Below are 20,550 nucleotides of genomic sequence, written 5' to 3'. Positions count from 1 at the left end.
ATCATCATGCAAACAGAAGTGCTCGACGCCGGCAGGGGCTACCCGATGCCGAACGGTGGGTCGTCGCGACCCAGTTCCCAGAACGCCACCGCCGCAGCGGCGGCCACGTTCAACGAGTCCACTCCGCGCCGCATCGGGATGACCACCCGTACGTCGCTGGCGGACTGGGCCGCCGCAGTGAGGCCGGGGCCCTCGGCTCCCAGCAGCAGCGCCGCCCGCTCGCGCTGCGCCGGAGCCACCCGCTGGATCGGCACGGCGTCCGGAGCCGGCGTCATGGCAAGCACGGTGAAGCCCGCTTCCCGCACCTGGTCCAAACCCGCGGGCCAGCGTTCGAGCTTGGCGTACGGCACCGCGAAGACCTCCCCCATGCTGACCCGCACGCTGCGCCGGTAGAGCGGGTCGGCGCAGGACGGCGACAGCAGCACCGCGTCGACGCCGAGCGCGGCGGCCCCCCGGAAAATCGCGCCGAGGTTGGTGTGGTTGTTGACGTCCTCCAGGATCACCACCCGGCGGGCGGCGGCCAGCACCTCGGCGGCGGCGGGCAGCGGCTTGCGGTGGAACGAGGCGAGCACCCCTCGGTGCACGTGGAAGCCGGTGGCCCGCTGGAGCACCTCGGGGGTGGCCGCGTACACGGGGGCGTCCCCGATGTCGAGGTCGGCGAGCTGGTCGACCCGCTTGGCGTCGACCAGGTACGACCGGGCCGGGTAGCCGGCCCGCAGCGCCCGCCGCAGCACCAGCTCCCCCTCGGCGATGAACAGGCCGTGCGGGGGCTCCCAGCGGGTACGCAGCTCCACGTCGGTCAGCGCGCGGTAGTCGGCGATCCGGTCGTCGTCGGGGTCGGTGATCTCGTGGACGGGCACCCGACGATTCTGCCTGGCCGGCCGCCGGGTCCCGGGCACCGGGCCGGGCGGCCGGCCACCGCCGGGTGGTGGGCGGCCCGGGGCCGCCCCACCCACCTCACGCCCGCACGTAGCGCAGCAGCACCGACCGACCGTCGAAGCCCCGGGTCTCCACCAGCCGCAGGTCGAGCCGGTCCTTGTCCGGGAAGACCGGCGTGCCACCGCCGAGCACCACCGGGTGCACCACCACCTGGTACTCGTCGATCAGGCCCAGCGCGGTCAGCGCGGCCGCGGCACCGGAGCCGCCGGTCAGCAGCAGTTCCCTGCCGGGCCGGGCCTTCAGCTCGGCGACCTCGGCGGCGAGGTCGCGGCCGATCACCCGGGCGTCGTACTCGGCGCTCTCCAGGGTCCGGGAGATGACGATCTTCGGGGTACGCCGCCAGATCGGGGCGAACCCCAGGTTGTGCGGGTCCTGGGAGATCTGCTCCGCCCGCGGCCAGTACCACGACATCATCCCCCACACCTTGCGGCCGTAGAGGAAGGCGTCGGCCCGGTCGCACAGCTCCAAGGAGTACGCCGAGATCTCCGGCCCCATGACCGGCCAGTCGAATTCGCCGTTCGGGCCCTCGATGAAGCCGTCGACGGACTGGTGCACCCAGTAGACGAGCTTGCGCATTGGTGTCCTCCTGCTCGGTCGCGCCCCGGCGGGCGCGCTCACCGGTGAGTCGGAGCCGCCGCACGGGATCCGACACCCGCGCGGATTTCTTTTCGCCGAATTTGCGGCCGGCGGCTACCGTGCCGACCCGTGGCCAACCCCGTGATGATCGCCCTGGTCGGTGTCGACGGCTCCGGCAAGAGCACCCAGGCCCGGGCCCTGGTCCGCCGGCTGACCGCCGGGGGCGTGCCGGCGACGTACTTCGAGAACGCGGGCGGGCGGCCGCTGTGGAACCGGCTCGCCCGGGCGCTCGGCCGGCCGGACGGGGTGGCGCTGTTCGGCCGTACCCTCTATCCGGCATTGGAGGCGACCGTCCGCGCGGTCGCGATGGCCCGCACGCTGCTGGTCAGCCGGCTGACCGGGCGGACGGCGGTGCTCGACCGGTGGACCTGGTGCCAGTACGTGATCATGGCGGCCCGCGGCGACCGGGGACGGCGGGCGGTCCGGGCCTGCTACGCCATCTTTCCCCGACCCACCGTCGTCTGCTTCCTGGCGACCTCGCCGGAGGTGGCCCGGCGACGGGTCCTGGCCCGCGGCATCGACACGGAGGAGTTGGCGCACCTGCGCGCGCTGGACGCCGCCTACCGGGCGCTGCCCGAGTTCGGGTCGTTCGTGGTGGTCGACGGCGACGGCGACCTAGACGAGGTGGCCGCGGCGCTGGACCGCGTGGTGTCGCCCCTGCTCCGGCGCTGACCGGGCTAAGTTCCGAAGGTGGAGTACCACCTGGTCGACCGGCTGCCCACGGTCGAGGAGTTCGTCGACGTCACCACCGCCGTCGGCTGGAACGAGGCGTACGACCCGGCGGCGATCCCGGCCTCGCTGGCCGCCTCGCTGCACGGGGTGGTGGCGGTCGAGGGCGACCGGGTGATCGGGATCGGCCGGCTGATCGGCGACGGCGCGATCTACTACTACCTGCAGGACCTCGCCGTGGTGCCGGAGCGGCAGCGGCGCGGCGTGGGCGCGGCGATCCTCGGCCGGCTGGAGGAGTGGATCGCTGGCCGGGCCTCGTCCCGCACCTTCGTCGGTCTGTTCGCCACCAGCGAGTCGATCAGCCTGTACCGGCGCTTCGGCTACGCCGTCCACGACGAGATGACCGGCATGTTCCACGTCGGCCCCCACCGCCCCGCCGGAGCGGGCTGAGCGGTAAGGAGGGGCCGCCGGTCAACGCTCCCTTCCTGACCTCAGCCGCGGCCGCGGTTCTGGAGCCAGCGCAGGAGGTCCTGCGGGAGGCCGCGGTCCTGCTGCTGTCGCTGCTGCGGCTGCGGGGTCGGCTGCGGCTGGGGGCGCTGCGGGTCGCCGGCCAGGTCCTGGCTCGGCGCGGTGAAGTCCTTCACCGGCTTACCGTTCACCGCGGTCCGGATCACCCGGGCCACCGCGTCGATCACCTTCGCCTGCACCGCCGAGCCGACCAGGTCGGTCGAGTCGTCGGGGTTGGCCGCGATGCCGGCGACGGCGACCTGCGGGGTGAACCCGACGAAGGTCTCGGTGGCGTTCTGCTCGGAGCTACCGGTCTTGCCGGCGACCGGCCGGCCGACGATCCCGTTCACCCCGGTGGCGGTGCCACCGTTGCACTGCCCGTACGCGGACTGCTGGCCGACCGGGCAGCGGGCGGCGTCGGTGGCGGCCCGGGCGATGTCCGGTTCCAGGACCTTCTTGCAGGACGGCTGGCCGACGTCGACCTTCTCGCCGTTGGCCGCGGTCACCGAGGTGACCGGCAGCGGGGAGCAGTACGTCCCCTCGGCGGCCACGGTGGCGTACGCGTTGGCCAGGTCGAGCGGGGTGGTGGCGGCGACGCCCAGGGTGAACGCGCCCCAGTTGGCCGCGTTGTCCTTGGCGAAGGCGGCGTCGGAGTCGGCCCGGAAGGTGATGCCGAGCCGCTGCGCCATCTCCACCACCTTGTCCTCGCCGACCTGCTCGGCCAGCCAGACGAAGTACGTGTTCACGGAGCGGCCGAAGCCGTCCCACATCATCCGGTAGCCGTCCATCCACTGCGGGTTGGCGTTGGCCGGGCACCACTTGCCGTCGCAGTTGCCGTCGGCGTCGGAGGCGTACCGGGTGGGCAGCTTGGCCGGGGCGTCGAAGCCGGTGGCGAGCGGCTTGCCGGCCTCCAGCGCGGCGAGCATGGTGAACAGCTTGAAGGTCGACCCGGCCTGGTAGCCGTCGACGCTGGCGCCGCCGGAGATCAGCGGGTTGACGGTGTTCGGGTAGTTGGTCTGCCCGGCCGGGTTGTCGGCCAGGCTGTAGTGCCGGTTGACCGCCATGGCCAGCACCCGGCCGGTGCCCGGCTCGACCGCCGCGATCGGCAGGGCGCGCTTGTTGTCGTAGCCGTAGACCTTGGTGGCCTGCTGCTGCGCGGTCGCCTGGATCTTCGGGTCCAGCGTGGTGACGACCGTGTAGCCGCCGCGGCGCAGCGCCTGCTCGCGCTCCTTGACGGTGTTGCCGAAGGCCGGCTGGGTCAGCCACCACTGGCGCAGGTAGTCGCAGAAGAAGCCCCAGTCGTCGTGGCCCTGGGCGCCCGCCGTGCAGCCGTTGGGCTGGGCGGTCGGGTGCAGGGTGAGCGGCTCCGCCTTGGCCGCGGCGGCCTGCTGCGCGGTGATCGCGTGGGTCGCCACCATCGAGTCGAGCACGTACGCGCGGCGCTGGAGCGCCTTGTCCTTGTTCCCGTCGATCGGGCTGTACTCGTCGGGCGACTGGACCAGGCCGGCGAGCAGGGCCGCCTCGCCCAGGGTCAGGTCGGCCGGCGCCTTGCCGAAGTAGCGCTGGCTGGCCGCGGCGACGCCGTACGCGCCGGAGCCGAAGTAGGCGATGTTGAGGTAGCGGTTGAGGATCTCGTCCTTGCTGAGGGTCTTCTCCAGCGCGGACGCGTACCGGATCTCCTGGAGCTTGCGCCCGACGGTCTGCTCGGTGGCCGCCTGCCGCTCCTCGGCCGTGCGGGTCGGGTCGGTCTTGAGCACGTTGCGGACGTACTGCATGGTCAGCGTGGAACCGCCCTGCTCGGTGCCGCCGCCCTTGACGTTGGCGACCAGGGCGCGGACCATGCCGCGCAGGTCGGCGCCGCCGTGGGAGTAGAACCGGCGGTCCTCGGCGGCCACGATCGCCTGGCGCATCACCGGGGCGATCTCCGCCAGCGGGACGTCGGTGCGGTTGACGTCGTAGAACGTCGTGATCAGCGTCTTGCCGTCGTTGGCGTAGAGGTAGGAGCGCTGCGGCTGCGCGGGGGTACGCAGCGCGTCGGGCAGTTGCGCGTACGCGCCCAGCACCGACTTGGTGACGAACCCGCCGAGCAGGTTGCCGGGCAGGGCGGCGACCGCGACGACGAGCCCGGCGAGGACGCCGGCGAGGAGCACGGTGAACAGGCGCGACAGCGGCGACCGGGGAGACGGCATGGCCCCCAGGATTGCCGCAAACACCGCTATCCGGCCACCCCGCCAGGCAACTGTCAGTTACCTCACGGCGACCTCCCAGCCACGTCGGCACCCGGTTGATCATGAGGTTGGCGGCGATGTGGATCTCGCGGACCGCCGCCAACCTCATGATCGCCGCTGGGCACGCCGCCGTCAGGTGGGCCGGGTGGGGTTGGTGGGGGTGGTGGGGGTGGCGAGGGCGCTGGCGGCGAGTGCGTCGCGGGCGATGGCGGCGGGCACCAGGCGGCCGGAGCGGTAGCCGATGCCGATCCCGGAGACCAGCGCGAAGATCGCACCGAAGGTCTGCAACGAGCCGATCAGCGCGCCGGCCAGGCCGAGCAGCGGGGCGGCGATCATCAGCATGATCCCGTCGCCGTAGGAGAACATCCCGGACCGGGCGACCGACCAGCCGGTGAGGAACCAGCCCACGCTGTAGCAGGTGGCGCCGAACAGGACGAGGGTGCGCGCGGTGGTGCCGAAGACGGGCGCCTCCTGGGCCATCCCGGCGAAGGGCAGCATCAGCACCGTGCCGGCGATGCTCACCAGCAGCCCGGCCGCGGCGATCCGCCGGCACCGGGTGGCCGCCAGCAGGCCGGTGAGGGCCAGCAGGGCGAGCAGCCCCAGCCAGACCGCGGCCACCCAGCCCACCAGGTAGAGCGGGTTGCCGTCGGCCGGGTAGGGGTCGTTGCCCACCCCGCCGTCGCTGGCCATCGCCACCAGGCCGTAGAGGATCGCGTACGCGGGCAGCAGCCAGACCGCCGCGCGGGCGAACCGGCGTACGGACCAGGCCCAGCTCGCGTTGGTGGCGGGGGCGGCCGGCCCCGGCTCGGAGACGAACGGCAGCACCCCGAACCCGCCCCCGGTACGCCGGGTGCCGAGCGGTCCGGCGGGATCGTGCGCGCCGGGGAACTGGTCCTTGGAGAACAGCTCCTTGGAGAAGAGGTCCTTGGAGAACAGCCTGTTCGCCGGATCCTTCATGCCTCACCTCGCTCCGCCCACGGGCGGCGCGGGACGCGTACGGCGCCCCGGTCCTGCTCACCACCCGTCCTCAGACCGATCGTGGCAGGCACCGGGGCGCCGCATGAGGCTTTCTCGCATTTGCCGTCCGGGGCGGACGGCCGTCCGGATCAGCCCCGTTCGCGCTGGTCCGAGGGGTCGTTGAGCAGGCTCTCCGGGGAGACCGGCTCGGGGGCCGGCAGCCCCTGCGGGCCCTTGCCGCCGGTGGCCTGCGCCTCGGCGACGCGTACCTCGTTGTGGATCTCCTGGGCGGCGGTCGCGGCGGCCTGCGCGGCCTCGGCGGCCTCGCGCTCCACCTCGCCGGCGCCCTTGCTGGCCTCCGGCGACGGCACGTCGCCGACCATGTTGGCCAGCCCGCCCAGCGCGCCGCCCATCCCCTCCAGGGCCTTGGTCAGCTCGGCGGGGACGATCCAGACCTTGTTGGCCGAGCCGTTGGCGATCTGCGGCAGCGCCTGGAGGTACTGGTAGGCGAGCACCTTCTGGCTCGGGTTGGCCTGGTGGATCGCGTCGAAGACGGTACGGATCGCCTTGGCCTGGCCCTCCGCCTGGAGGATCCGGGCCTGCCGGTCACCGTCGGCGCGCAGCACCGCGGCCTGCTTCTCACCCTCGGCGGTGAGGATCTGCGACTGCTTGAGGCCCTCGGCGTTGAGGATCGCGGCCCGGCGGTCCCGCTCGGCGCGCATCTGCTTCTCCATCGAGTCGCGGATGCTCGGCGGCGGCTCGATCGCCTTGATCTCGACCCGGGTGACCTTGATGCCCCAGCGGCCGGTGGTCTCGTCGAGCACGCCGGAGAGGTGCCGGTTGATCTCCTCGCGGCTGGTCAGCGCCCGCTCCAGGTCCAGCGAACCGATCACGTTGCGCAGCGTGGTGACGGTCAGCTGCTCGATGGCCTGGAGGAAGTTGGAGATCTCGTAGGTGGCCCGGACCGAGTCGACCACCTTGAAGTAGAGCACGGTGTCGATCGAGACGACCAGGTTGTCCGAGGTGATCACCGGCTGCGGCGGGAAGCTGACCACCTGCTCCCGCATGTCGACCTTGGTACGCACCTTGTCGATGTACGGCACCAGCAGGTTCAGCCCCGGGTTCAGGGTCCGCTTGTATTTCCCCAGGCGCTCCACCACGTCCTGGCGCTGCTGGGGCACGACCCGCACCGCCTTCACCAGCGTCACCACGACGATCACCGCTACAGCGATCAACACGATCGCGGCAAACTCCATACCCTTCACCTTTTCGCTTCGGGCAACCCGCCCGGGGTGGAAATGTCGTCCTGCCAGACCAGGGCGATGGCGCCCTGGACCTTTATCACCTGCACCCGCTCACCGGCGGCGTAGCTCCGCGTCGCGTCGTACGCCCGGGCGCTCCACAGCTCACCGTCGATCTTGACTAGCCCCCGATCGGCCGTCACCGGCTCCAGCACCAGGGCCGTAGCCCCCTCGAGCGCCTCGATGCCGAACGGCTGCTCGCCGCTCTCCAGCGCCGGGCGGGCGTGCCGCCGGATCACCGGCCGGACCACCGCCACGCAGAGCGCGGAGACCACGGCGAAGACCAGCGCCTGGAGCGCGACCGGGGCACCGAGGGCGGCAGCGCCGGCGGCAGCGAACGCCCCCGCCGCGAACATGATCAGGAACAGCGTCGTCGTGAAGATCTCGGCGACCGCCAGCAACACACCCAACACGATCCAGAACACGGCGTCCACCCCACGATCGTGACACGTCGACGCACGCGGCAACGACCCGAGATCATCTCCTAAGCTCGGCACCGCCGAACCGCGACGAGGAGGACCCACCATGGCTCTGCTGCCGGAGACCGCCCGACAGGTGGACGCGCTGGTCGCGCGGGCCCAGGCCGAGGGGCGCGCACCCTCCCTCGCCCTCGGGGTGATCCGGGACGGCGCGCTCGCCCACCTCGCGGTCGCCGGCGAGCAGCCCCGCCCCGACGGGGACCTGCAGTACCGAATCGGGTCGATCAGCAAGACCATGACCGCCGTGCTGGTCATGCAACAGCGCGATGCCGGCAGGCTGGCCCTGGACGACCCGCTGGAGCGGCACCTGCCGGGCACCCCGGTGGGCGCGCTCACCCTGCGCCAACTGCTCGGGCACGCCAGCGGGCTGCAGCGCGAGCCGGACGGGCAGTGGTGGGAGCGGGCCGCGGGCGCCGACCTGGCCACCCTGCTCGCCGGGCTGACGCCGGAGAAGATCGCTCACCCGCCGCACCGGGTCTACCACTATTCGAACCTGGCGTACGGGCTGCTCGGCGGGGTGCTGGAGCGGATCACCGGGACCCCATGGGCCGACCTGCTCCGCGAGCGGATCCTCGAACCGCTGGGCATGCGGCGCACCACCTACCACCCGACCGAGCCGTACGCCCGGGGCTACGTGGTCCACCCCTGGCACGACACCCTCCGCGAGGAGCCCCGCACCGACACCGACGCCATGGCCCCCGCCGGCCAGCTCTGGTCGACGGTGGCGGACCTGGGCCGGTGGGCGGCGTTCCTGGCCGACCCGGCCCCGGACGTGCTCGCGCCGGCCACCCTCACCGAGATGTGCGCGCCCGTGGTGATCAGCGACCTGGACTCCTGGACCGGCGGGCACGGCCTCGGCCTGGAGCTCTACCGGGTCGGCGACCGGGTGTACGTGGGGCACGGCGGCTCGATGCCCGGGTACGTCGCCGGCCTCGCGGTGCACCGGCCCGGCCGGGCCGCCGTGGTCGACTTCGCCAACGCGTACGGCCTCAGCCGCGGCCACCACGTGGTCGGCCTCGCCCGCGAGGTGCTCACCCTGGTGCTGGACGCCGAGCCGACCCCGCCCACCCCGTGGCTCCCGGCCCCGGAGCCCGCGGCGGGACTGGCCGAGCTGACCGGCCGCTGGTGGTGGATGGGTCTGGAGTACGAGTTCCGCCCCGACCCGACCGGCGACCTGCTGGCCGGGCCGGTCGGGCGGCCGGTGCTCCGGTTCACCGCCGAGGGCCCGGACCGCTGGCGGGGTCGCTCCGGTCCGCAGGACGGCGAGATCCTCACTGTGATCCGCGACGAGGCCGGCCGCCCGGTCGCCCTGGACCTGGCCACCTTCGTCTTCACCCGCACTCCCGACCAGGAGCCCTGACCCGCCCCGGAGCTATCCTGCCGCGACCTGCATCGACGGCGTCCCGGTGACGGTGGCAACGCTGGCTGGACGCCGCAGCCGGATCAACGCCACCACCCGGGCCGCCAGCACGCCACCATTCATCGCAGCGGCGACGGCCGACCACAACACCAACGGCAGGGCGGCGTAGCACAGCTGTCCGAAGGTGATGTCCCGTCCGCCGGCGTACACCAGCCCGAGCAGGTCCGGCAGGTTCACCAGCAGCAGCACCGGCACGAGCCGGGGCAGCAGCCGGAGAACCGTCAGCCACAGCGGCCGGCGACCAGCCTTCGCCAGCCACACACCCGTACGCCGCAGCCCCCGGACACCGAGCGCGACGCTGAGCAGGGTCAGCCCGGCCAGAACGAGGTCGGTAACCAGCCGGACCGGAGCGGGCACCGGCGGCCGCCCGCCGCCGGTGACGAGCTGCGCCAGCGAGTCGGCGAGCTGGTCGGTGCCCTCGTTGCCCAGGCCCAGGCCGCTGTTCCCGACCACGGCGATGCCATAGCCGGAGGGCAGCAGCAGCTGGCTCGCCGTGTGGGTGAACCAGACGCCGTTGTGGCGCACCCAGCCGCGCTCGTCCCGCTCCCAGCCGATGCCGTAGGTCGATCCAGGGCTGCTGGGCGTGTGCATCGCGGCGACGCTCGCGGCCGAGACGAGGCGGGTACCGTCGGCGGACACGCCGCCGCGCCCCTGCATGATCAGCCAGCGGGCCATGTCGTGCGCGGTGGTGATGACGCCGTCGGAGCCGGCGACGAAACGCTTTGGCTCGGTCGCTGGCACGGTCACGCCGTACGCGTACACGTAGCCCGCACGGACCTGCGGTGGCAGGTCCCGTGGGGTCTGGTCGATGCTCGTGGTGTCGGTCATGCCGAGCGGCGCGAAGACGTGATCGTGCAGGTAGGCGGCGAACGGCTCACCGGACACGACCTCGACCAGCCGGCCGGCAAGGTGATAGTTCGTGTTCGTGTAGGCGTACTTCGTGCCGGGGCCAGTGGCCAGCGTCGCCGACCGGGCCCGCAGCACCGCGTCGGCGAGCGAGTCCGGCTGCGGCAGACTCTTCTCGGCGAGCGTACGGTCGGTGATGCCCGAGGTGTGGTTCAGCAGCTCGCGTACGGTGATCTCCGCTCCGCGCGGATCGGCGAGCTGGAAGTTCGGGAGATATCGCCGCGCAGGTGCGTCCAGCGCAATCTTTCCGGCCTCCACCAGCTGCATCACGGCCAGCGCGGTGAACGACTTGCTCACGGAGGCGATCGGCATCGGCGTGGCAGCGGTCACCGCGGCCCCCGACGAGTCATGCCCGTATCCGCCCACATGCACGACCCGACCGTCGCGAACGACCGCGACGGCGATCCCCAGATACCCGGCCCGGTGTGCGAAATCCGCTACGACCCGTTGGATCTCCGCGGTGTCGAGCTGCCGTCCGCCCGCGGCTGCCGGGCCGGGCGCAGCGGCCACGGCCAGCCCCGTGCCCGCCATCACCATTCCCGCCAGCCGCATCCACCTGTCGTACCGCACAATGCGCTCCCGTCGTCTCAGTCAGCGACGGCCACGCTACGAATCCGAACAGCCTCGCCACAGGAGCCGATCGGCAGCTTCCCGCACTGACCTTCGTCAGGTCCAGCCACCGACCGCCGCCGCGATCCGGGGCGGGAAGGGCACTCCCGCCAAGATCGCTCGCCGGTCACCGCTGCCCTCAGGGCTACCGGAACCGAACCACGCAGCCGACGCACGACGGGTCGGGGCGACCGTGCCCAGGCGGAGGGATCAAGCCTGACCGCCCGGAGCCGGGCAACGTCGCCCCCGGCCCACAAGCGCAACCACTACGCAGGCGCGGTCACGAAATCGATCAACCGCTCCATCGCGTTGATCAGCGGCGTCTCCACGTCGGCAAAGCTGTCCACCCGGGACAGGATGTGCCGCCACATGTCCGCCGGCTCGGCCACCCCGAGGGCCGCGCAGACCCCCTCCTTCCAGGGCCGCCCCGGCGGCACCACCGGCCAGGCCGGGATGCCCAGCGCCTTCGGCTTCACCGCCTGCCACACGTCCACGTACGGGTGGCCGGTGACCAGCACGTGCGGCGAGGTCACGGCCGCCACGATCCGGCTCTCCTTGGAACCCGGCACGAGGTGGTCGACGAGCACGCCGAGCCGGCGACCCGGGCCGGGGTCGAAGGCGCGCACCTCGGCGGCCAGGGCGTCGATGCCGTCCAGCGGCTCCACCACCACGCCCTCAATCCGCAGGTCGTCGCCCCAGATCCGCTCGACCAGGGCCGCGTCGTGCACCCCCTCGACCCAGATCCGGCTGGCCTTGGCGACCTGCGCCCGGACGTTGTCGACCGCGATCGAGCCGGAGGCGGTCCGCCGGCGGGCGGCGGGCACCGGGGCGCGTACCGGCCGGCGCAGGGTGACCGGCCGGCCGTCGAGCAGGAACGCGGCCGGGAGCAGCGGGAAGTTGCGCCGCCGGCCGTGCCGGTCCTCCAGCACCACCGCGCCGGACTCGAAGCCGACCACCGCGCCGCAGAACCCCGAGTCGGCGTCCTCGACGACCAGTTCCGGTTCGGCGTCCACCTCCGGGGTGACCTTCCGCCGCCGCCAGTCCCCCGCCAGCACGTCCTCGCCGTATCGCCCCGCCATGTCGATCACGCTAATCGCCGCCCCGGCGCGCCGCCCGCCGACGCGCCGCCCCGACCGCTCGGCGACGGCCGGCGCCGGCGAAGAACCGGGCGAAGCGGGCAGTTGGGGGCAGGTCACGCCACCGGAGCGGCAGTCGAGACAGGGGCGGCGGGGAACACGTACCCTTTCGGCATGTCCTCCCCCGCAACGGGCGCGGCCACCCTGGCTCCGCGCCGGTCGAGCCGGTTCGTTGCCTGGGTACGCGCCTGGCGGGCCGGCCTGGTGCCGTTCGACGAGGTAGCCGACGCGATCGCCGGCGACGAGGAGCACTTGGTCGCCGACGCCCCCGGCACCTGGACCGACGTGTCCCTGCGGGAGGCGCTGCCCAGCCTGGCGAAGCTCTCCCCGGACGAGATCCGGCTGGTGCTGCCCGCCCCGGGCGACCCGCGCGGGCTGCCCGGTCCCGGCGACTTCGCCGGCGCGGCGCTGCTCGCCGGCGAGGCGGTGGTGGCCAGCGGGCTCGGGCTGGTCCCGGAGGTGCGCAGCCACACCTCCGGATCCGGGATGACGTGGGAGACGGTGCTGTGGCGGGTGTACCCGCTGCCGGCGGACGCGCCGAAGGCGTCCCTCGCGGTGCCCGGCGCGGCCGAGGCCGAGGCCGAGCTGGCGGTCGCGCTCGCCGAGACGACCGCCGCGCTCACCCGGCTCGACGTGGCCCAGTGGCGACCGGAACTGGCCGGCGCCCTCGCGGCGCTGCGCCGCCCCGACGGCGCGACCGACCTGCCGCCCGGGTTCGACCCGCGGGCCCGCCGGCTCTTCGCCCGTGCCGCGGTGCTGGACCGGGTGCTGGCTCTCGCCGGGGAGAGCGCCCCGGGCGGGGCGGTGAACACCTACGAGGCGCAGCAGCGGGACGCCGCGCTGCGCCCGCTGACCACCGCCTGCCGGCAGGCGCTGGTGGCCGCCTGCAACGCCCCGCTGCGCCCCTGACCGCGGGCCGTGGGCCGGCCGGGCCCGCTGCGCTCAGACCTCGTCGATCAGGTCGGCGACCGAGTCGACGATCCGGGACGGCCGGTACGGGTAGCGTTCCGCCTCGGTCCGCGAGCTGATCCCGGTGAGCACCAGGATCGTCTCCAGCCCCGCCTCCAGGCCGCAGAGGATGTCGGTGTCCATCCGGTCACCGATCATCGCGGTGCTCTCCGAGTGCGCGTCGATGGTGTTCAACGCCGAGCGCATCATCATCGGGTTGGGCTTGCCGACGAAGTACGGCTCCACCCCGGTCGCCTTGGAGATCATCGCGGCCACCGAGCCGGCGGCCGGCAGCGCGCCCTCGACGGACGGGCCGGTCGCGTCCGGGTTGGTGCAGATGAACCGTGCCCCGTCGTTGATCAGCCGGATCGCCTTGGTGATCGCCTCGAAGCTGTAGGTGCGGGTCTCGCCGAGCACCACGTAGTCCGGGGCGAAGTCGCTGAGCACGTAACCGACCGCGTGCAGGGCCGTGGTCAGCCCGGCCTCACCGATCGCGTACGCGGTGCCGCCCGGCCGCTGGTCGGCCAGGAACTGGGCGGTGGCCAGCGCGGACGACCAGATCGCCTCCTCCGGCACGTCGAGCCCCATCCGGGCCAGCCGGGCCTGCAGGTCGCGCGGGGTGTAGATCGAGTTGTTGGTCAGCACCAGGAACGGCTTGCCGGAGGCGCGCAGCTTCTTGATGAACTCGGGCGCACCGGGCACCGGCTGGCCCTCGTGCACCAGCACGCCGTCCATGTCGGTGAGCCAGCTCTGCACCGGCTTGCGATCATGCATCTGTCGTCCCCAGGGGTGTCGGAGGTCGGTCGGGCTCAGGGCCGGCGGGCCGGGGGCACGCAGCACAGCGCCGGGCAGGTATCCCACATGGGCAGCTCGCCGAGGCGCCGGACGGGCCGCTCGCCGGCCGGGGCGGTGCGTTCTCCGACCAGCTCGCGGACCATCGCCACGAAGCGCGGGTCGGTGCCCGGGGTGGCGGCGCGGACGAAGTCCAGGCCGAGCTGCTTGGCCGTCTCCAGCGCCTCGGTGTCCAGATCCCACACCACCTCCAGGTGGTCGGAGACGAACCCGATCGGGCTGACCACCACGCCGGTCACGCCCTGCTCGGCGAGGGCGGCCAGGTGGTCGTTGATGTCCGGCTCCAGCCACGGCACCTGCGGCGGCCCGGAGCGGCTCTGCCAGACCAGGTCGTACGGCAGGTCCGGCGCGGCGGCGGCGTGCACCAGCCGGGCCGTCTCCTCGAGCTGGGCGGTGTACCGGCCGCCGTGCGGGCCGGCGGTGGCGGCGGCCGAGACCGGGATGGAGTGCGCGGTGAACACCAGCCGGGTGGTGTCCCGCTTGGCCGGGTCGAGCTGGGCCAGCGCCGCGCGTACCGCGTCGGCGTGCGGCTCGACGAAGCCGGGGTGGTCCCAGAACTGGCGCAGCTTCTCGATCAGCGGGGCGTCCGGGCCGACTGCGGCGCGGGCGGCGACGATGTCCTCCTGGTACTGGCGGCAGGACGAGTAGCCGCCGTACGCGCTGGTGACGAAGGCGAGGGCCCGCTTGATCCCGTCGTCGCGCATCCGCGCCACGGTGTCGGCGAGCATCGGGTCCCAGTTGCGGTTGCCCCAGTAGACCGGCAGGTCGACGCCGTTGGCGGCGAAGTCCGCGCGGATCGCCGCGAGCAGGTCCCGGCACTGCTGGTTGATCGGGGACACCCCGCCGAAGTGCAGGTAGTGCTCGGCGACCTCGGCGAGCCGCTCCGGCGGCACGCCCCGCCCCCGGGTGACGTTCTGCAGGAAGGGCAGCACGTCCTCGGGCCGCTCCGGGCCGCCGAAGGAGACCAGCACCAACGCGTCGTACGCCATGCGCCCATTCTCCCCCGACAGCCGTGACGGCCCCGCGACCACCCCGGGTCGGGGCGTTGGACCGGGGCCCCTCCTCCGCCGGAACGTCAAGCAGGGGCCCCGCCTCGCGGCTCAGGCGCCGAGCGCGTGGTAGCCGCCGTCGACGTGGACGATCTCGCCGGTGGTGGCCGGGAACCAGTCCGACAGCAGCGCCAGGCAGGCCCGGGCGGCCGGCTCCTGGTCGGTGAGGTTCCAGCCCAGCGGGGCCCGCTCGGCCCAGGCCTCCTCGAACTGCTCGAAGCCGGGGATCGACTTGGCGGCGATGGTGCGCAGCGGGCCGGCGGCGACCAGGTTGCTGCGGATGCCCCGCTTGCCCAGGTGCAGCGCCAGGTAGCGGGAGGCGGACTCCAGCCCGGCCTTGGCCACGCCCATCCAGTCGTACACCGGCCACGCCTTGGTGGCGTCGAAGGTGAGGCCGACCACCGCGCCGCCCGCCGACATCAGCGGCAGCGCCGCCATGGCCAGGGACTTGTACGAGTAGGTCGAGACGTGCATCGCGGTGGCCACGTCCTCCCACGGCGCGTCGAGGAACCCGCCGCCGAGGCAGCTCTGCGGGGCGAAGCCGATCGAGTGCACCACCCCGTCGAGGCCGTCGACGTGCTCGCGCACCTTGTCCGCGAGGCCGGCCAGGTGCTCGGCGTTGGTCACGTCCAACTCGATCACCGGCGCCGGCTCGGGCAGCCGCTTGGCGATCCGCTCGACCAGGGAGAGCCGGCCGTAGCCGGTGAGCACGACCTGGGCGCCGTTCTCCTGGGCGAGCTTCGCCACCGAGAAGGCGATCGAGGCGTCAGTGATGACGCCGGTGACCAGCAGCCGCTTACCGGCCAGAAGTCCGGACATTGCGCAATTCCTCCGTGCTCTGCTCAGTGACCCATGCCCAGGCCGCCGTCGACCGGGATGACGGCGCCGGTGACGTACGCGGCCGCGTCCGAGGCGAGCCAGGTGACGACCCCGGCCACCTCCTCCGGGCTGGCCATCCGGCCGGCTGGGATCGACTTGTGGATCTCCGCCTTGCGCTCCTCGGGCAGCACGGCGGTCATGTCGGTGTCGATGAAGCCGGGCGCCACCACATTCGCGGTGATGTTGCGGCTGCCCAGCTCGCGGGTGATCGAACGGGCCACGCCGACCAGGCCCGCCTTGCTGGCCGCGTAGTTGACCTGGCCGGCGCCGCCGGAGAGGCCGACCACCGAGGAGATGAAGATCATCCGACCCCACTTGGCCCGGAGCATCTTGGTCGAGGCCCGCTTGGCGCAGCGGAACGCGCCGGTCAGGTTGGTGTCGAGCACCCGGGTGAACTGCTCCTCGGACATCCGCATGATCAGGGTGTCGTCGGTGATGCCGGCGTTGGCGACCAGCACCTCGACCGGGCCGAGCTCGGCCTCGACGGCGGCGAACGCGGCGTCCACCGACTCGGCGTCGGTGACGTCGCACTTCACGCCGAACAGGCCGGCGGGAGCGTCGCCGCTGCGGTGGGTCACCGCCACCCGGTCGCCCTGCTTGGCGAAGGCCTGCGCGATGGCCAGGCCGATCCCCCGGTTCCCGCCGGTCACCAGCACGGTACGGGCCACGGTTTCCCCCTCTGCTCAGCTGATCTCCCAATCGCTGGCGAGCCTAGGGGTTACCGGCAGGTAAGCGCTAACGCGGCCAGGTCACACCGGGGTACGACGCGGTGGCTCACCCCCTGGTGGGACGACGGTGACCGGGGCTACCCGTACGCTGCCGCTGATGGAGAAGCACCCTGTCCGGGCCGCCTGGCAGGCGCTGCGGCGGACCGTCGCGGGGCCGGACTTCCCGCCCGCCCGGCTGCCGGTGCAGCGCTGGCCCCGGATGGCTCGGTACGCACGACCCGCCGGCCTGCTCGCCGTGGTCGGCCTGTTCGCCGCCACCCTGGCCTGGGAGACCGACCGACGGCTGCCCGGGGTGGTGGCGATCCTGTTCGCGGCGCTGACCGTCGCGCCGCTGCTCGCGCTGCCCCGGCGTCCGCTGCTCGCCTGGCGGCTCACCATCGTGGCCCTGCTCACCTGCACCTTCAACGCGCCGCCCGGCCAGGCCTGGCCGTGGAACCCGGTCCTGGTGCTCGGGTCGCTGCTCGTGCTGGCGGTGGTGGCGGCCCGGGTGGACCGGCCGGTGCTGGTCTGGGTCGGCCTGATCACCATGGTGCCGGTCCTCGACCTGGTCCGGCCCAGCCACCGGGCCGGCGTGGTGGTGCTGGTCGTGGCCCTGCTGGTGCTCGGCGACCTGGTCCGCGGCAACCGCGCCGGCCGCCGCGCCCTGGCCGAGCAGACCGAACTCAGCGAGCGGGAGAAGGAGCGCCGGGCGGTGCTGGAGGAGCGCACCCGGATCGCCCGCGAGATGCACGACGTGGTGGCCCACCACATGTCGATGATCGCCGTGCAGGCGGAGACCGCGCCCTACCGGCTCGGCGACCTGCCGGAGCCGGCCCGGGCCGAGTTCGCCGCCGTCGCCGGTTCGGCCCGGGAGGCGTTGACCGACATGCGCCGCCTGCTGGGTGTGCTGCGCAGCGAGACAACAGGCCCGGAGACCACGCCCCAGCCCGGCCTGGCGGACCTGCCGGCCATGGTGGAGGCCGCCCGGCGGGCCGGCCTCGCAGTCACCCTGGACAGCCCGGCACCCGCCGCCGGGACGCCGACGCCGATCGGGCTGGCCGCGTACCGGATCGTGCAGGAGGGGCTGGCGAACGCCGCCCGGCACGCCGCCGGCGCCGCGGTGCGGGTCACCGTCCGCCCCGATCCCCACGCCCTGGCCGTACGCGTGGAGAACACCGCCGGCACCGGCGGGCCGAGGGTGGCCGAGCGGGGCGCCGGACACGGGCTGACCGGGATGCGGGAACGGGCCCTCGCGCTGGGCGGTACGTTCGCCGCCGGGCCGGTCCCCGGCGGCGGGTACACCGTCGTCGCGGAGTTGCCGTACGACACGGAGGGTGCAGGCGGATGATCCGGGTGCTGATCGCGGACGACCAGGCGATGGTCCGGCAGGGCTTCGGCGCGCTGCTGGCCGCCCAGCCGGACCTGCTCGTCGTCGGGGACGCCGCGGACGGCGCGGCGGCGGTCGAGGCGTCCCGCCGGCTGGACCCGGACGTGGTGCTGATGGACGTGCGGATGCCGGTGCTGGACGGGCTCGCCGCCACCCGCCAACTGCTCGGCGACCGCCGGACCGACCGCCCCCGGGTGCTCATCCTGACCACCTTCGACCTGGACGACTACGTCTACGAGGCGCTGCGCGCCGGGGCGAGCGGCTTCCTGCTCAAGGACGCCCCCGCCGCCGACCTGGTGCACGCCGTCCGGGTGGTGGCGGCCGGCGACGCGCTGCTCGCCCCGTCGGTGACCCGGCGGCTGATCGCCGAGTTCGCCGCCCGCCCCGGCCGGCGCCGGCCCCGCCCGACCGACCTGGCCGCGCTGACCCCCCGGGAGACCGACGTGCTCCGGCTGATCGCCCGGGGCCGCTCCAACACGGAGATCGCCGCGGACCTCGTGGTCGCCGAGCAGACCGTGAAGACGCATGTCGGGCGGATCCTGGCCAAGCTCCAGCTCCGCGACCGCGCCCAGGCCGTCGTGCTGGCCTACGAGACGGGTCTGGTGGCCGCCGGCGAGTAGCTCCCCGGTAGCACGCCGGGAACCAGTCCCCAGGGTGACGATCTTCGACCCGCCCGCACCGCACGCTTCCGCCGGACCACTTCCGGAGGGAGCACGAGAATGCACTGGACCCGACCCGCCCGCGCGGCGGCGACCGCGCTGCTCGGACTCGGCCTGCTGGCACCGGGCCGGCCCGGTCCGGTCGCGCCGGCGGCGTACGTCGAGGCGTATCCGGCGGTGGCCGCACAGCTTCGCGCGGGCGGCCCGCCGTACGACCGGTGGGCCGCGGACGGCCGGCAGTTCCTGGTCTTCGAGCCGCGCGGCGACGGCCTCGCCGTGGAGGTGCTGGGCGACCTGGCCACCGCCGATCGGATCGCGGTGCTGGTGCCCGGGGTGGGCAGCACGCTGCGGGACTTCGACCGCGGGCTCGGCGGGGTGGCCCGGCGCGCCCCGGCCCGCCAGGCCCGCGACCTGTACCGGGAGCTGCGGGCGGACGACCCGGCGGCCCGGGTGGCGGTGCTGGCCTGGCTGGGCTACGACGCGCCGGACGGGATCCTCACCGCGGCCGGGCCCGCCAGCGCCGACCGGGGCGCGACGGCGCTGCTCGGCACGCTGCGCACCCTGGCCGCCCACCGGCCCGACGCGGCAGTCACCCTGATCGGGCACAGCTACGGGGCGCTGGTGGCCGGGCGCGCCGCCCGGCGCGCCCCGGCGCAGGTCACCGATCTGGTGACCCTCGGCGGCATCGGCACCGGCGTGGACCGGGCCGGCCAGCTCGGCGGCGTCCGGGTGTGGGCGGCCGAGGCGCCGACCGACTGGATCCGCCGGGTGCCGCAGGTACGGCTGCCCGGTCTCGGGCACGGCACCCGGCCCGGCGACTCCGCCTTCGGCGCCCGGCCGCTGCCGGTCGACGGCGTCGCCGGGCACGACGGCTACCTGGTGCCCGGCACGGCGACGCTGCCGGCGGTCGCCGCGGTGGTGCTGGGCGGCGAGGCCCGGGCGGGGGTCGCGCGATGAGGGATCGCGCCGTGGACGCGCTGCGGGCGTACGCCATCGGCGGCGTGGTGCTGGGCCACTGGCTGGTCACCGCCCTGGTGCTGACACCCGACGGAACCGTGCACCAGACCAGCCCGCTGGCCACCATGCCGGCGCTGGCCCCGGCCAGCTGGCTGTTCCAGACGCTGGGCCTCTTCTTCTTCACCGCCGGTCACGCCGCCGCCCACTCGCTGGCCGGCTTTCCCGGCCGCCCCGCGCGGTGGCTGCTCCGCCGGCTGGACCGCCTGGTGCTGCCCGCCCTGGCGCTGCTCGGCCTGGGTGCAGCCGGGCTGCTGGTCGCCATCGTGCTGGGCACCCGGGACGACATCCTCAGCGTCGCGGTGACGCTGACCGCCAGCCCGCTGTGGTTCCTGCTGCCCCTGGTCGCCCTCTCCGCGCTCACCGCGCCGCTGCGCGCCGCCGTACGGCGCTGGGGACCGGTGCGCTGCGTGCTGCCCGCGGTCGCCGTGGTCGCCGGGACGGACCTCGCCGTACGCCTGCCGGCGGCGCGCCCCTGGCTGCTGCCGGTCGCCGTCCTCGCCGCGTGGTCGGTGCCCTACCTGCTCGGGCTGGCGCACGCCGAGGGACGGCTCGCCGGGCGTCGCCCGGCCGTGGCGCTGGTCGCCGTCGGGGCCGTCGCGCTGGCCGCGCTGCTCGCCCTCGGCTACCCGGCCAGCGCGGTCGGGGTGCCCGGCGCCGGCCGGTCGAACCTCAGCCCGCCCTCGCTGTTCGCCATCGCCCTGTCCGTGGCGCAGGTCGGCGCCGGGCTGCTGGCCGGACCGGCCCTGCGCCGGCTGGGCGACCGGCCCGCGCCGGCCCGCCTGGTCCGCGGGATGAACCGGCACGCCATGCGGGTCTACCTCTGCCACCAGCCGGTCCTGGTCGGGGTCAGCGCGCTGACCGCCCGGTTCGCCGGCCCGCAGCCCGGGCTGCACACCCCGCCCGACGGCCCCGGCTGGCTGGCCACGCGACTGTGCTGGCTGCCGCTCCTCGCGCTGGTCCTGGCGGTGCTGGTGCGCTCCCGATCGGGAGCCGCCGCTGGCGCTGTCGGCCGGACGGCGCGGGCGGACCGGTCGGCCGAGTACGGGGTGCCGGCGCGCCGGGTGTACGATGATCCCCGTTTGCGGGCGGGATCGCCCGTGACCTTCGTGCCCCGCCGACCGGAGGAGGTGATCGCCGTGCGAGATGGCGATCCTTCCAGTCGTGGCCGGGCCGATCGTCAGCCCCACTGAGCCGCGACTCAGTCGGCGTAGCTGACCCCGCTTCCCGCCTCGGTGCACCGCCCGCCTCCTCGGCCGCCGGCCGAG

The 20,550-nt window shown here is 74.0% G+C and carries 20 protein-coding genes; 8 read left to right on the top strand and 12 right to left on the bottom strand.

Going from position 1 to position 20,550, the window contains the following annotated elements:
- Positions 1–38: 38 nt before the first annotated feature.
- Both ACY34I_RS28875 and ACY34I_RS28870 read right to left on the bottom strand, forming a co-directional pair.
- Positions 39–899, bottom strand: coding sequence for a TrmH family RNA methyltransferase (locus ACY34I_RS28875; RefSeq protein ID WP_462758193.1), 861 nt, complete (start codon positions 897–899; stop codon positions 39–41).
- 58 nt (positions 900–957) lie between these two features.
- Positions 958–1,515 carry a dihydrofolate reductase family protein gene (locus ACY34I_RS28870; RefSeq protein ID WP_462758192.1) on the bottom strand — a complete coding sequence of 186 codons (558 nt, stop codon included), beginning with the start codon at positions 1,513–1,515 and terminating at the stop codon, positions 958–960.
- A 129-nt stretch (positions 1,516–1,644) separates the two neighbouring features.
- Here ACY34I_RS28870 and ACY34I_RS28865 point away from each other — a divergent pair, with 129 nt between their 5' ends.
- Positions 1,645–2,247 (top strand): dTMP kinase, encoded by a 603-nt coding sequence (locus ACY34I_RS28865; protein WP_462758191.1) that lies wholly within the window; start codon positions 1,645–1,647, stop codon positions 2,245–2,247.
- A gap of 18 nt (positions 2,248–2,265) precedes the next feature.
- Positions 2,266–2,694 (top strand): GNAT family N-acetyltransferase, encoded by a 429-nt coding sequence (locus tag ACY34I_RS28860; RefSeq protein WP_462758190.1) that lies wholly within the window; start codon positions 2,266–2,268, stop codon positions 2,692–2,694.
- 41 nt (positions 2,695–2,735) lie between these two features.
- Here the strand turns inward: ACY34I_RS28860 and ACY34I_RS28855 are convergent, their stop codons facing one another.
- From ACY34I_RS28855 to ACY34I_RS28840, 4 genes are all read right to left on the bottom strand, one after another.
- A complete protein-coding gene (locus ACY34I_RS28855) occupies positions 2,736–4,940 on the bottom strand; it encodes a transglycosylase domain-containing protein (RefSeq protein ID WP_462758189.1) in 2,205 nt (734 codons plus the stop codon).
- 171 nt (positions 4,941–5,111) lie between these two features.
- Entirely contained in the window at positions 5,112–5,936 is an 825-nt protein-coding gene (locus ACY34I_RS28850; RefSeq protein WP_462758188.1) for a hypothetical protein, read from the bottom strand.
- Between the two features lie 149 nt (positions 5,937–6,085).
- On the bottom strand, positions 6,086–7,192 hold the full coding sequence (locus ACY34I_RS28845) for an SPFH domain-containing protein (protein ID WP_148801517.1): 1,107 nt from the start codon (positions 7,190–7,192) through the stop codon (positions 6,086–6,088).
- Positions 7,193–7,197: 5 nt separating this feature from the next.
- The gene (locus ACY34I_RS28840) at positions 7,198–7,671 is read right to left on the bottom strand and encodes an NfeD family protein (protein ID WP_462758187.1); all 474 of its coding nucleotides are present in this window, start codon (positions 7,669–7,671) and stop codon (positions 7,198–7,200) included.
- Positions 7,672–7,762: 91 nt separating this feature from the next.
- Between ACY34I_RS28840 and ACY34I_RS28835 the strand changes: the two genes are divergently transcribed.
- Positions 7,763–9,076: a serine hydrolase domain-containing protein gene (locus ACY34I_RS28835; protein ID WP_462758186.1), complete on the top strand. Its 1,314-nt coding sequence runs from the start codon at positions 7,763–7,765 to the stop codon at positions 9,074–9,076.
- Positions 9,077–9,088: 12 nt separating this feature from the next.
- On the opposite strand, the gene ACY34I_RS28830 is transcribed toward ACY34I_RS28835, so the two are convergent.
- Complete coding sequence (locus ACY34I_RS28830; RefSeq protein WP_462758185.1) at positions 9,089–10,612, bottom strand: serine hydrolase domain-containing protein; 1,524 nt, start codon at positions 10,610–10,612, stop codon at positions 9,089–9,091.
- Between the two features lie 305 nt (positions 10,613–10,917).
- Positions 10,918–11,730 carry a DUF3097 domain-containing protein gene (locus ACY34I_RS28825; RefSeq protein WP_462758184.1) on the bottom strand — a complete coding sequence of 271 codons (813 nt, stop codon included), beginning with the start codon at positions 11,728–11,730 and terminating at the stop codon, positions 10,918–10,920.
- Between the two features lie 171 nt (positions 11,731–11,901).
- Between ACY34I_RS28825 and ACY34I_RS28820 the strand changes: the two genes are divergently transcribed.
- Positions 11,902–12,696 (top strand): hypothetical protein, encoded by a 795-nt coding sequence (locus ACY34I_RS28820; protein WP_148801512.1) that lies wholly within the window; start codon positions 11,902–11,904, stop codon positions 12,694–12,696.
- Between the two features lie 33 nt (positions 12,697–12,729).
- Here the strand turns inward: ACY34I_RS28820 and ACY34I_RS28815 are convergent, their stop codons facing one another.
- The 4 genes from ACY34I_RS28815 to fabG all read right to left on the bottom strand — a co-directional run bounded on the left by ACY34I_RS28815 (position 12,730) and on the right by fabG (position 16,183).
- On the bottom strand, positions 12,730–13,596 hold the full coding sequence (locus ACY34I_RS28815; RefSeq protein WP_462758183.1) for an HAD-IIA family hydrolase: 867 nt from the start codon (positions 13,594–13,596) through the stop codon (positions 12,730–12,732).
- A complete protein-coding gene (locus tag ACY34I_RS28810; protein WP_462758182.1) occupies positions 13,545–14,576 on the bottom strand; it encodes a ferrochelatase in 1,032 nt (343 codons plus the stop codon). The genes ACY34I_RS28815 and ACY34I_RS28810 overlap by 52 nt, the downstream gene beginning before the upstream one ends.
- Positions 14,577–14,687: 111 nt before the next feature.
- The gene (gene fabI, locus ACY34I_RS28805; protein WP_148801509.1) at positions 14,688–15,455 is read right to left on the bottom strand and encodes an enoyl-ACP reductase FabI; all 768 of its coding nucleotides are present in this window, start codon (positions 15,453–15,455) and stop codon (positions 14,688–14,690) included.
- Between the two features lie 23 nt (positions 15,456–15,478).
- On the bottom strand, positions 15,479–16,183 hold the full coding sequence (fabG, locus tag ACY34I_RS28800; protein WP_462758181.1) for a 3-oxoacyl-ACP reductase FabG: 705 nt from the start codon (positions 16,181–16,183) through the stop codon (positions 15,479–15,481).
- Between the two features lie 157 nt (positions 16,184–16,340).
- Here fabG and ACY34I_RS28795 point away from each other — a divergent pair, with 157 nt between their 5' ends.
- The 4 genes from ACY34I_RS28795 to ACY34I_RS28780 all read left to right on the top strand — a co-directional run bounded on the left by ACY34I_RS28795 (position 16,341) and on the right by ACY34I_RS28780 (position 20,475).
- Entirely contained in the window at positions 16,341–17,570 is a 1,230-nt protein-coding gene (locus ACY34I_RS28795) for a sensor histidine kinase (RefSeq protein WP_462758180.1), read from the top strand.
- Positions 17,567–18,229, top strand: a complete 663-nt coding sequence (locus tag ACY34I_RS28790) for a response regulator (RefSeq protein ID WP_148801506.1) — start codon at positions 17,567–17,569, stop codon at positions 18,227–18,229. Before ACY34I_RS28795 ends, ACY34I_RS28790 begins: the two co-directional genes overlap by 4 nt.
- A 99-nt stretch (positions 18,230–18,328) precedes the next feature.
- Positions 18,329–19,225 carry an alpha/beta hydrolase gene (locus tag ACY34I_RS28785; protein ID WP_462758178.1) on the top strand — a complete coding sequence of 299 codons (897 nt, stop codon included), beginning with the start codon at positions 18,329–18,331 and terminating at the stop codon, positions 19,223–19,225.
- The gene (locus ACY34I_RS28780) at positions 19,222–20,475 is read left to right on the top strand and encodes an acyltransferase family protein (RefSeq protein ID WP_462758177.1); all 1,254 of its coding nucleotides are present in this window, start codon (positions 19,222–19,224) and stop codon (positions 20,473–20,475) included. The genes ACY34I_RS28785 and ACY34I_RS28780 overlap by 4 nt, the downstream gene beginning before the upstream one ends.
- Positions 20,476–20,550 lie beyond the last annotated feature (75 nt).

The organism is Micromonospora sp. RTBAU3-60, from assembly GCF_054963695.1.
Note: the sequence above shows the minus strand (reverse complement) of the source record. Positions and strands in the feature narration are given on the sequence as shown.

What these genes read in the sequence shown, in the direction of transcription:
- ACY34I_RS28835 (WP_462758186.1), top strand. Translation starts at nt 7,763, where the DNA reads ATGGCTCTGCTGCCGGAGACCGCCCGACAGGTGGACGCGCTGGTCGCG.
- ACY34I_RS28870 (WP_462758192.1), bottom strand. Translation starts at nt 1,515, where the DNA reads ATGCGCAAGCTCGTCTACTGGGTGCACCAGTCCGTCGACGGCTTCATC.
- ACY34I_RS28850 (WP_462758188.1), bottom strand. Translation starts at nt 5,936, where the DNA reads ATGAAGGATCCGGCGAACAGGCTGTTCTCCAAGGACCTCTTCTCCAAG.
- ACY34I_RS28785 (WP_462758178.1), top strand. Translation starts at nt 18,329, where the DNA reads ATGCACTGGACCCGACCCGCCCGCGCGGCGGCGACCGCGCTGCTCGGA.
- ACY34I_RS28855 (WP_462758189.1), bottom strand. Translation starts at nt 4,940, where the DNA reads ATGCCGTCTCCCCGGTCGCCGCTGTCGCGCCTGTTCACCGTGCTCCTC.
- ACY34I_RS28790 (WP_148801506.1), top strand. Translation starts at nt 17,567, where the DNA reads ATGATCCGGGTGCTGATCGCGGACGACCAGGCGATGGTCCGGCAGGGC.
- ACY34I_RS28820 (WP_148801512.1), top strand. Translation starts at nt 11,902, where the DNA reads ATGTCCTCCCCCGCAACGGGCGCGGCCACCCTGGCTCCGCGCCGGTCG.
- ACY34I_RS28810 (WP_462758182.1), bottom strand. Translation starts at nt 14,576, where the DNA reads ATGGCGTACGACGCGTTGGTGCTGGTCTCCTTCGGCGGCCCGGAGCGG.
- ACY34I_RS28795 (WP_462758180.1), top strand. Translation starts at nt 16,341, where the DNA reads ATGGAGAAGCACCCTGTCCGGGCCGCCTGGCAGGCGCTGCGGCGGACC.
- fabI (WP_148801509.1), bottom strand. Translation starts at nt 15,455, where the DNA reads ATGTCCGGACTTCTGGCCGGTAAGCGGCTGCTGGTCACCGGCGTCATC.
- ACY34I_RS28780 (WP_462758177.1), top strand. Translation starts at nt 19,222, where the DNA reads ATGAGGGATCGCGCCGTGGACGCGCTGCGGGCGTACGCCATCGGCGGC.
- ACY34I_RS28845 (WP_148801517.1), bottom strand. Translation starts at nt 7,192, where the DNA reads ATGGAGTTTGCCGCGATCGTGTTGATCGCTGTAGCGGTGATCGTCGTG.
- ACY34I_RS28825 (WP_462758184.1), bottom strand. Translation starts at nt 11,730, where the DNA reads ATGGCGGGGCGATACGGCGAGGACGTGCTGGCGGGGGACTGGCGGCGG.